Raw genomic sequence first — 10,342 nt, forward strand, 5'->3', positions numbered from 1 at the left:
GCCCAGGCACCCCGCCGAAACCCCTACACCCAACCCCTCGAGACCCTCCTCGACTCCGCACAAAACCGTTGAGCGGCCCCGGAACCTCGGATGCCGGAACCTCGTGGAAGGCGGTGCTCGGCGAGCGCTTGGACGCAACCCGAGCACTGCCTTCCGCAGGGCTCGGCGGCGATCAGCCCGTGGGGCCGTTCGGGAACTTGAGCAACGAGCCGGCGTCGACCCGGATCTGCTGGCCGGTGATGTACCGGGACTCGTCGGAGGCGAGGAACAGCACCAGGTTGGAGATGTCGACCGGCTCGACGTAGGGGATCGGCATCGCCTGGAACAGGACGAACGCGGGCTCGACGTCCTCCCGGGTCGGGTTCTCCAGGTCCGGCCGGAACTGCGCGTACAGCCCGTCGTTGTGGAGCAGGTGGGTGTTGACGTTGGTCGGGTGGATCGCGTTGACCCGGATGAACTTCGACGCCAGGTGCAGCGCCATCTGCTCGACGTAGCCGATCAAGGTCTTCTTGGACCAGCCGTAGCCGGCGCTGCCCGGACCCATCGCCGGGTTGTCGGTGGTGTTGGGGAGCATCGCCGCGGTCGAGCCGGTGACCACGATGGAGCTGTAGTTCGGCAGGTGGGGGATACTGACCGCGACGGCGTTCAGCACGCCGATGAGGTCGACGTCGACGGCGTCGATGAAGTCGGTGGCCTGGGGGTCGCCCATCGCCATCGGCAGGATGCCGGCGTTCGCGACGACGATGTCGAGTCGCCCGAGCTCGGCGACGCCCTTGGTGACCGCCTCGCGGAGCTGGTCGCGCTCGCGGACGTCGGCCTTGGTGGCGATGATGCGCCGGCCGAGCTTCTCGACCAGCGTGACGGTCTCGGCGAGGTCCTCCGGGGTGGACAGCGGGTAGGGGTTCGACTCGATCTGCTCGACGATGTCGATGGCGATGATGTCGGCGCCCTCCTGCGCCAGGCGGACCGCGTGGCTGCGGCCCTGCCCGCGCGCCGCACCCGTGATGAAGGCGACCTTGCCTTCGAGGCGACCTGGCATTGTCCTGCTCCTCTGCTCGTACGTGCGTGCGATCTGGTGATGGACCGCCTGGATACCGGCGACCCGAAGGTGAGACGACCCGAAGGTGAGGCAGCTCAGCCGGCGTAGCCGACGGACTTGCTCTCCAGGTGCTGCTCGAAGCCCTCGATGCCGCCCTGGCGGCCGTTGCCCGACAGCTTGTAGCCGCCGTAGGGGCCGTTCGAGCCGTAGAAGTTGCCGCCGTTGACGTTGATGCTCCCCGTGCGGATCCGGCGGGCGACGGCCAGGCCGCGGTCGAGCGAGGCGGAGAACACTCCACCGGACAGGCCGTACGGGCTGTCGTTTGCGATCCGCACGGCGTCCGCCTCGTCGTCGAACGGGATCACGGCGGCCACCGGGCCGAAGATTTCCTCGCGAGCCACCCGCATGCCGTTGTCCACGTCCGCGAGCAGCGTCGGCTCGACGTAGTAGCCGGTCGGCAGGTGCGCCGGGCGGCCGCCGCCGGCGACGACCCGGGCGCCCTCGGCCTTGCCGATCTCGATGTAGTCGAGCACCCGGTCGCGCTGGCGGGCGTTGATCTGCGGACCGGAGAGGTTCGCCGGGTCGTTCGGGTCTCCGTAGGGAAGCTGGCGAAACACCTCGGTGAGGATCGCGAGCCCCTGGTCGTAGACGGAGCGGGGCAGCAGGATCCGCGTCGTCATCGCGCAGCCCTGCCCGGCGTGCAGGCACGCCCCGAGCCCGGCCCCGGGCAGCACCGAGGCGAGGTCGGCGTCGTCGAGAACGATCATCGCGGACTTGCCGCCGAGCTCCAGCAGCGTCCGCTTCATCGTCCCGGCAGACAGTTCGACGATGCGCCGACCGACCCCGGTCGACCCGGTGAACGACACCATGTCCACCCGGGGATCGGTCACGAGCAGCTCGGCCACCGCGTTGTCCGAGGTCGGGACCACGTTCACGACGCCCGCCGGGATATCCGTCCGCTCGGCGATGATGCGGCCGATCCGGGTGGCGTTCCACGGCGTGTCCGGCGCGGGCTTGAGCACCACCGTGTTGCCGGTGGCCAGGATCGGGCCCAACTTGTTGATCGTCACCTCGAACGGGTAGTTCCACGGCACGATCGCCGCGACCACCCCCACCGGCTCCTTCCAGACCGCGCGGCGGCTGGGCCCGAACAGGTTCGTGTCGGGCAGCGGGCGGTCCCACGGGAACTCGTCGATCAGCTCCAGCGGCCCGCGCAGGCCGTCGGCCAGCGGCCAGTCGAGCTGCGCGAAGTGCGTCACCGCGATCGGCGAACCTGCCTCGGCGACGAGCTCCGCCCGCAGCGCCTCCTTCTCGTCCTCCAGCGCGGCCTGCAACTGGGCCAGGCACCGCTTGCGCAGCTCCCGGTCCGTCGACCACGACGACTCGTCGAACGCGCGGCGCGCCGCCGCGATGGCCCGGTCCATGTCCGCGACGGTGGCGTCCGTCGTCTGGCCGAGGATTTCCTCGGTAGCCGGGTTGATGTTGTCGTAGCGGCCGCCCGCCGCCGACTCGCCGAGTTTCCCGTCGATCAGAAGGCGGAGCTCGCCCTGTACGGCCACCGTCTCAGACGCCGTCGTCATCGCCGATCAGACTCCCTCGTCATCGAAGACCCGTCCCGACAGGGCGGGTGCGTCGAGGAAAGCTACAGCGCATCTGACAGTGTGTCTACGCCTGGGTCCGGGGAGGCACGCGGGCACGATCGGCTTCTCTGCCGGGAGAACTCGTCGAACGCAGTCACGCCCGATCGGGCCCGGAGAATATTTCCAGCACCCTGGGCGGAGAACCTTCGGGGCGAATCAGGTGGCGTCTTCTGGAGCGGGATCACCGGCCTTCGCCGGTGCGGCGACAGAAGCCCACAGGGTCACGACTGCGTCGGTAATCTCGTCGGGGTTGGCGGTCGGGATCAGATAAAGCGAGCTCGTGGCTCGTAGCAGAAGCTCCGCGAGAACCTCTCGTCTCACCTTGCCTTCCTGGACTATGGCGAGATCGTCAAGCACGGGCTCGAGGAGTTCCGTCACCTGGGCCACGAAGGTCGGGAAAATGTCGCGGATGAACTGCAGGGCGAAGGCGGGCTCCGCTTCGATGACTCTGGAAACCTCGGGGTGGTCGTCTCCGTAGTGCATGATGGCGTCGGCGGTCGCGCGGAGGCGCTCAGAGCTGACCGGCTGCTCGGCGGCTGCTTCGTCGAGCGCGGCGCTGACGCCCCGCCGGACGTGTTCGCTGATGGCGGTGAGCAGCTCGCCTTTGGTCTTGAAGTACCGGTAGAGCGTGCCACGAGAGACCTCCGCCGCCGCGGAGACATCCCGCAGGGACATCTTGGCCGGTCCGTGAGCCGCGATGCACCCCAACGCCGCATCGAGGATCTTCGCCGGTGTCTCGAACCTGTTCCCCACTGCGTGTGTCTCCAGTCTGACGGCAGGACGATCCGCTCCCGGCCCCGTCCACACGAGCGTGCCCCCGTGCCGATGGTAGGAGGACTTTCGCGATCAAGGCGTTGTGAGCCGTGGTCGTCCAGGAACCGTTGACCGCAGGAGGGCTTCCGATATAACTCTAAGTAACAGATCGGTTACTTTAGATCCCCAAAGATGATCAAATAGAACTTTATTGACTCTATCGGCTCAATAAGATTAGCCTCCGATCGTGTCGCAGCCCACAGTCGCACGTCGCCGAGCACAGCAACCGCTGTGTCGGTGGGCCTCCGCGCAGGTGCGGGCACGGCACGCCGGACAGCCACACGCCGAGCGGCCGCACGCCGGACAGCCGCACGCCGAGCAGCCACACGCCGAGCAGCGGCCGGCGTCTGCCAGCTCGAGAGAAAGGCTGGAGACCCAGGCACGGTGACGCGGCCTGGCGCCGAAGGACATCCACCCCACGATCGCCCGCCCTGACCGCGGTCCCGCAGCGGGCTGGCGGAATGGGGCTACCGGCCAGCCGTGGCCACCGATCAACAGCCCGAAGAAGTAGTGCCGGAGATGCGGTCGAACCCTACCGTCGATCATCATCATCATCATCGAAAAATGGGAGGCCGACCCGTGACGACCCTCGACGAGGCAGGATTCAGCGACACCGATCTGGACCATCACAGCCCGAAGTTCCGGGAACATAACTACGAAATCATGACGGATCTCCAGAATCGTTGCCCGGTGGCCAAGTCCTCGACCTGGGGAGGCTACTGGCTCTTCACCTCATATGAGGCCGTGTTCGACGCCTGCCGGGACCCGGATCTTTTCAGTAACCACATGAGCAAGGCTATTCCGGCCCTGCCGGTCGAGGTGTCCTTCATTCCGATCGACATCGACCCCCCAATGCTGCAGAAGTACCGGAAGTTACTGCTTCCCTACCTGTCTCCCAAGGAGGCCGAGCAGCGGGAGTCGGCCCTGCGCCGCACGGCGACCGAGCTGATCGACGCCTTCGCCGAGAGCGGCGAGGCCGACCTCGCCGAGCAGCTGTTCACCCCGCTGCCGGCCCGGTGGACTCTGCAGCTCCTCGACTTCGACGAGAGCCGCTGGCCGGACTGGATCGACTGGCTGCACTCTCTCATCCATGATCGTGCCTACGCCCCGGAGCGATCCGCCCAGTCCGCGGCCAACATCTACGGGACGATCGCCCAGGAGATCGCCCAGCGACGGCTCCAGCGCGGCAAGGGCGTACTCAGCGATCTCATGGAGACGGAGATCGACGGGGAGAAACTCTCCGACGAGGAGCTTTCCGGCATCGTCGTGCTGCTCCTGCTCGGTGGCATGGACACCACGGCGGGCCTCACCGGCAATGCCTTCCTGCGCATCGACGCCGATCCAGCGCTGCGCCGCCGGCTCATCGAGGACCCGGCCGTCCTGGAGAGCGCGACGGAGGAGTTCCTGCGCCACGACACCCCGGTCCAGGGGCTCACTCGAGTCGTCACCCGGGACGCGGAGTTCCACGGCCGCCAGCTCAAGAAGGGCGACCGGGTCATGCTGATGTTCGCGGCGGCCAACCGCGATCCCAGCGCCTTCGAACGCCCGCACGAGATCGATCTTGATCGCAGCACGAACCGGCACATGGCCTTCGCGCTCGGTGTCCATCGCTGCCTGGGCTCGAACTTCGCGCGGGCCATGTTCCGTGTGATGATCACCGAGCTGTTGCGTCGGCTGCCGGACGTGCAGGTCGCGGCACCCATCGAGCGCCTCACGGACGCGGGCGACGTCTACGCCGTCAAGCACCTTCCGGTTCGCTTCACTCCCAGGCCGCGCGAAGACGTGGGCACACCCGCCCACAGCGACTGAGCCCGCGGCCACGCGATGACTATCGAGCTGAGAGGAGCTCCCATGAAGGTGTCTGTCAGCAACGAGTTCTGCCAGGGCCACGCGCAATGTCACGCCAAGGCCCCCGACGTCTATGAACTCGACGACGAGGGCTTCATCCGCGCGGTGGCACAGCTGGACGTGCCACCAGGTCTGGAGGAGGCCGCTCGGCTCGGTGCCTCGGCCTGCCCGGAGCGGGTGCTCGCGCCGGACGAGTAGGGCCGGCCCGGGGCTTACCGGCATCCAGCGTTCGGGGCGTCGAGGTCCGAGCAGAGGCGCCGGATGATCAGCGCGGCGGTCAGCCGGGTCCGGCCCTGCGGCGTGTCGACGGGGAAGCCCAGGACGCGCTCGGCCTTGGCCAGACGCGCGATCAGCGTGCTGTGGTGCACACATAGCACGGCCGCGGCCTGCCGCAGCGAGGCGGTGGCGCCCACGGCGACCAACATGGTCAACGTTTGCGGGCCCTGCGGCTCGGCGCCGAGCCGCCGCAGCGCCGCGACGTCGGGCGAGGCGGCGAGCCGCTCGGGGGGCATCTGCTCGGGGGGCATCTGCTCGGCGAGGTCCCGCCAGACCCCGAGGCTTTCCTCGGTGACCAGCGCCGACCCCCCGGCGAGCGTGGCGAGCCCCGACGGCAGCCCGGACCCGGTGAACCGCAGCGCGGTGCGGGCGCCGCGCCACGCCCGTTGCGCCGCCGAGGCCGGCACCGGTGCGGATCGACCCACCCGCACGCCGGCCGGGAGCGTCGGCTCGTCGGCCGGTGCCTCCCGCCCGACCACCGCGCGCAGGTCGCCGATCCGCACGGCGCGCACCCACGGATGCAGGTTGGCCAGGAACTCGGCGCCGGCCTCAAGATCGGCCTCGGGATCGGCCTCGGGATCGGCCTCGGCCTCGGGATCGGGATCGGGATCGGGCGAGCGGACGGCGTAGACCGTGACCGGGCAGGTCGGCTCGATGCCGAGCAGCCGCAGGGCGCGCGCCCGGCCGGCGTCGTCCGCGCCCGCGCCGAGCACCAGTTCCAGCAGCGCCGGGTCGCCAGTCCCGGGGTGGTCGAGCCGTGGCCGGGGCGACAGCGCCCGAACCGCGTACCCCAGCCGGTCCAGGAGCATCCGGTCCTGCGGGAGCGGCGGACCCGGCCGCGCCAGCCATACCCACCGGTCGTCACCGGCCCGCGCCCGGACCGCGCCGTCGGGCGGGTCGCCGGCGAACGGGACTCCTCCACCGGGCCGCACCGCCAGCGGCGGCGCCGAGCCACCGGCGAGGCCCACCTCGCACCCGGCGAACTGGGCGGTCGCCGACAGCACGGTCTCCAGGCTGGCCTGGTGCTCGACGAAGCCGTCGAAGAAGGCGATGATCCGCACCGCGCCCAGCGCGCCCTCGTCCAGGTCCGCCAGCCGCAGGATCAGCCCCTCCATGCCAGGAGACTACGACCGTGAGCAGGCCTGCGGTACCAGTAGGACGCGCGGTGCCTGTGGACACGTGACGGTCGCGCACCCGACGATGGCCCGACCGCCAGCCGCCCTGCCCGAGGCCAGCCCAGGGACGAGAGGATCGCCGGTGCGCTATGCCATCGACCCGGAAATCGCACCCTGGGTCGCGCTTCTGGTCGACGTGCCGATCGCCGACGTTGCGCAGGCCCGCGCGCTGGTGCGGGAGCTCACCGCGGCCGCCCCGCAGGCCGACTCCGGCGGTACGGTCTCGATCGGCGACCGGGCGGTCCCGGGACCGGCGGGCGCACCGGACGTCCGGGTGCGGATCTACCGTCCCGTAGCAGCGCCGGCCGACTGTCCGGCGGTGCTCTTCCTGCACGGCGGCGGTTTCGTTCTCGGCGATCTCGACATGGCGCACCCCGAGGCGCTCCGGTTCGCGGCGCTGGGTTGTGTGGCGGTCAGCGTCGACTACCGGCTCGCGCCCGAGCACCCCTACCCCGCCGCGCTCGACGACTGTTATGCCGCGCTCACCTGGCTGGCCCGCGAGGCCCGGCCGAGCCTGGGCGTGGACCCGGCGCGCATCGCCGTCGCCGGTGGCAGCGCGGGTGCGTGCCTCGCCGCCGCCCTGACCCTGCTCAGCCGCGACCGCGGGGGCCCGGCCCTGTGCTTCCAGCTCCTCACCGCCCCCAAACTCGACGACCGCCTCGACACCGTGTCGATGCGCACGTTCACGGACACGCCGATGTGGGACAGCGGGAAGGTCGCGGCCACCTGGCACTACTACCTCGGCGACCGCGCCGGGGGGCCCGACGCGGACGTGCCGGCCTACGCGGCGCCGGCTCGCGCGGCGGACCTGTCGGGCCTGCCACCCGCGTTCATTGCGGTCTGCGAGTTCGACCCGCTACGCGACGAGGGCCTCGCCTACGCACAACGACTCGTCCAGGCCGGAGTTCCCACCGAACTGCACCTTTACCCGGGCACCTTCCACGGCTCCCGGCTCATCCAGGGCGCCCAGGTCACCCAGCAGATGATCGCCGACGAGGATCGAGCCATCGTCCGCCGCCTCGGCCTCGAACCCCGACTCACCCCGAGCCGCTGATCGCGCTGCACCTGCCCGCTGTCCCCGCCCACTCGGTTACCCGGATTCCGCCTGAACACGTAGCCGGGAATCCTAGGACCGCGGGCGCGAGGAGGACCGCGGGCGCGAGGAAACCTGCCGGTGCGGTCTCCCCGACTGCGCGAAGCCGCTCAGGACGTGGGCGAATCCGCCTTCGACGCGGGAGTCACGGCGCGCGCTGGTGGTGACCCGCACCGCGGTCGTGTGCAGGACGCGCAGATCGGGATGGCGGTGCAGGTTCACGGCCAGCGCGTTGTCCTCGCCGACGGAAAGCGGGGGAATGCCGCCGACCCGGTTGTAGGCATCCAGGCGGACACCGAGGTTGGCGCCGTGCGCATGCCCGTGCCGACCCGACTCCGTGGGTTCCGCCCCGCGGTAATGCCGCAGGAAACGTCGCTGGGCAGGGGCGGGAAAGCCGTCCCAGTCGTCGATGTCGACCACGCCGAACACCGCATCCGCGCCGTTGAGCGCGAACTCCACCTGAGCCATGATCCAGTCGGGGGACACCCGGCTGTCCGCGTCGGTGGTCGCGAGCCACACTGCGCGTGGATGAACCGGTGCCACGCCCGCTGCCGCCCCGGCGATCAGGCGCGCGAATCCGCACAAACGGGCCCTGCCCACACTCCGCTCCCGCACGGCGAGCGTCGGCACCGCGCGCGTCCGGCAGTGCCGGGCGGACTCGTCGACGCAGTCGTCGAGCACGACCAGCACATCGACGCCGACCCCGCACAGACCCGGGTGGCGGACCGCCTCACCCAGCGCGTCCAGGCAGGCGCCGATCAGATCCTGCTCGTTGTGGGCCGGGACCACCACGCAGACCCTGCTGATCGAGTTCATGGGGAGGCTGACCCGCCTCGTGGGGAGGCTGACCCGCCTCGTGGGCGACTGACCCGCTTCACCGCAGGCCTGTTCGCGCAGCGACCGAGCGGGCGTCACGCGACCAGACGTCCGCCACCAGATCGTCCTCGAGATGGTGGACGATGCGCGTCAGTCCCGCCACGGCGGCGGCCTGCTGGAGCAGGGCGTGCACCTCGTCGCCCCCGCATGGGTAGTCCTCGACGGGATGCCGCCAGTGGACGGCGACCAGCGTGCCGGCCGAGGCGGTGGCACGGGCGGCGACGAGGCGGCCGTCGGCCTGGTCGAAGTAGTAGCCCACCTCGGAGAGCACCACGAGCTCGAACGTCTCCGCGGGCCAGTCCCCCGGCAGCCGCGCCGCCTCGACGCGGACGTTCGGCAGGTCGGCGGTCCGGCGGGCGGCAGCCGTCACCGCGGCGGGCGCCACGTCGGTCGCCAGCAGCCGCCCGCAGCGGGCCGCGAGATCGCGGGTCAGCAGGCCGATCGAGCAGCCCGGCTCGTAGCCGGTCGCGTAGCGGTCGTCGGGGAGCAGGGCGACGGTGAGCGCCCGTTTGCGCCGCTCGTACCAGCGATCGGCGAACCCCCACGGGTCGCCGTCACCCGCGTACAGCTCGTCGAAGTACCGCGGCGGCAGCGTCATCGGATCCTCCGCGCATTCCCCAGCGACCAGGCTGGTTCGGCCGCGGCGGCGACGTCGGTGCCGAGGGCGGCCAGGTCCCGTTCGGCATGATCCTGGAGGATGTACATCTCCAGGTCGGCCACGCGAGCGGCGTGCCGGCGGTCGCGTGCGCGCGGCGCCGGCCCGAGCGCCCGGTCGACCCGGCGGATCACCTCGGCCGCCGCCCCCGCCACCGTCGCCCGCGCCCGCCGGGCGAGGCGCGCATGATCCGCCTCGGGGCGGGCGTCGACCGCGACCGCCGCCGCCCGCAGCACGTCGCGGGCGCCACCGAGCGCGACGTCGACGGCGCCGAGATGGGCCGCCGCATGCGGGTCGTCTCCACGGCCGCCGACCCGCTCCCGCAGCGGCGCGGCCACGGCGGTGGCACCCCCGTACCAGCAGGCCGCGACGCCGATACCACCGATCCAGAACCCGGGGCGGCGCAGGTAGTCGTCCGGCCCGCCGAGGGCTCGGGCGGGTACCCGGTCGAAGTTCACCAGGCGAGTGTCGGCGCCCTTCATGCCGGGATCCGCCCAGTCGTCCCCGGCGACGGTGACCCCGGGGGCGTCCAAGGCGACCGCGAGAAGCTGCCGGCTCCGGCCGTGGCGCGCGGTGACGAGCGCATGGGTCAGCAGCGTCGCCCCGGAGCACCATGCCTTGGCCCCGTCGAGCAGCCAGACCGCGCCCTGCCCGTCGAGCAGGGCGGCGGTCAGGACACCGGCGGGATCCTCCGCGGCCCAGACCCCCCAGCGGGATCCCGCCGTCAGCGGTTCTCCCGTGAGCTCGGCGACGATGGCCGCCGCGTCGGCGTGCGCCTCGGTGAGCCGCGCGAGGACCAGATCGTCCGCTGCGAGCGCCGCCAGCGCCGACCAGCGTTCGAGCGTCCGGCCGGCCCCAGGGGGCGGCAGGTCGCCCGCTGCCGCGCACGTCGCGGCCCACGCGTCTGCGCGCTCCCGGCCAACCCCC

10 protein-coding genes are annotated in these 10,342 nt (G+C 71.1%); 3 read left to right on the top strand and 7 right to left on the bottom strand.

Annotated elements, in window-relative coordinates; genetic code table 11:
- Nucleotides 1-172 precede the first annotated feature (172 nt).
- The 3 genes from NBZ85_RS20950 to NBZ85_RS20960 all read right to left on the bottom strand — a co-directional run bounded on the left by NBZ85_RS20950 (nucleotide 173) and on the right by NBZ85_RS20960 (nucleotide 3,432).
- The gene (locus NBZ85_RS20950; protein ID WP_261558082.1) at nucleotides 173-1,039 is read right to left on the bottom strand and encodes a mycofactocin-coupled SDR family oxidoreductase; all 867 of its coding nucleotides are present in this window, start codon (nucleotides 1,037-1,039) and stop codon (nucleotides 173-175) included.
- A gap of 95 nt (nucleotides 1,040-1,134) precedes the next feature.
- Complete coding sequence (locus NBZ85_RS20955) at nucleotides 1,135-2,619, bottom strand: aldehyde dehydrogenase family protein (RefSeq protein WP_261558083.1); 1,485 nt, start codon at nucleotides 2,617-2,619, stop codon at nucleotides 1,135-1,137.
- Nucleotides 2,620-2,835: 216 nt separating this feature from the next.
- Entirely contained in the window at nucleotides 2,836-3,432 is a 597-nt protein-coding gene (locus NBZ85_RS20960) for a TetR/AcrR family transcriptional regulator (protein WP_261558084.1), read from the bottom strand.
- A 639-nt stretch (nucleotides 3,433-4,071) separates the two neighbouring features.
- Between NBZ85_RS20960 and NBZ85_RS20965 the strand changes: the two genes are divergently transcribed.
- Nucleotides 4,072-5,301, top strand: a complete 1,230-nt coding sequence (locus NBZ85_RS20965) for a cytochrome P450 (protein WP_261558085.1) — start codon at nucleotides 4,072-4,074, stop codon at nucleotides 5,299-5,301.
- A gap of 42 nt (nucleotides 5,302-5,343) precedes the next feature.
- Nucleotides 5,344-5,538, top strand: coding sequence for a ferredoxin (locus NBZ85_RS20970; protein WP_261558086.1), 195 nt, complete (start codon nucleotides 5,344-5,346; stop codon nucleotides 5,536-5,538).
- Between the two features lie 14 nt (nucleotides 5,539-5,552).
- Here NBZ85_RS20970 and NBZ85_RS20975 read toward each other — a convergent pair whose 3' ends face one another.
- Nucleotides 5,553-6,731 carry a PucR family transcriptional regulator gene (locus tag NBZ85_RS20975; RefSeq protein WP_261562450.1) on the bottom strand — a complete coding sequence of 393 codons (1,179 nt, stop codon included), beginning with the start codon at nucleotides 6,729-6,731 and terminating at the stop codon, nucleotides 5,553-5,555.
- A gap of 142 nt (nucleotides 6,732-6,873) precedes the next feature.
- Between NBZ85_RS20975 and NBZ85_RS20980 the strand changes: the two genes are divergently transcribed.
- A complete protein-coding gene (locus tag NBZ85_RS20980) occupies nucleotides 6,874-7,845 on the top strand; it encodes an alpha/beta hydrolase (RefSeq protein WP_261558088.1) in 972 nt (323 codons plus the stop codon).
- A gap of 72 nt (nucleotides 7,846-7,917) precedes the next feature.
- On the opposite strand, the gene NBZ85_RS20985 is transcribed toward NBZ85_RS20980, so the two are convergent.
- The 3 genes from NBZ85_RS20985 to NBZ85_RS20995 all read right to left on the bottom strand — a co-directional run.
- Nucleotides 7,918-8,700 carry a glycosyltransferase family 2 protein gene (locus NBZ85_RS20985; protein ID WP_261558089.1) on the bottom strand — a complete coding sequence of 261 codons (783 nt, stop codon included), beginning with the start codon at nucleotides 8,698-8,700 and terminating at the stop codon, nucleotides 7,918-7,920.
- A 58-nt stretch (nucleotides 8,701-8,758) separates the two neighbouring features.
- Nucleotides 8,759-9,358, bottom strand: a complete 600-nt coding sequence (locus NBZ85_RS20990) for an SAM-dependent methyltransferase (protein WP_261562451.1) — start codon at nucleotides 9,356-9,358, stop codon at nucleotides 8,759-8,761.
- A partial coding sequence (locus tag NBZ85_RS20995; RefSeq protein ID WP_261562452.1) for an acyl-CoA dehydrogenase family protein occupies nucleotides 9,355-10,342 on the bottom strand: 988 nt, incomplete at its 5' end. The genes NBZ85_RS20990 and NBZ85_RS20995, both read right to left, overlap by 4 nt.

It is taken from the genome of Frankia tisae, assembly GCF_025403405.1.
Taxonomy (GTDB): Bacteria; Actinomycetota; Actinomycetes; order Frankiales; family Frankiaceae; genus Frankia; species Frankia tisai.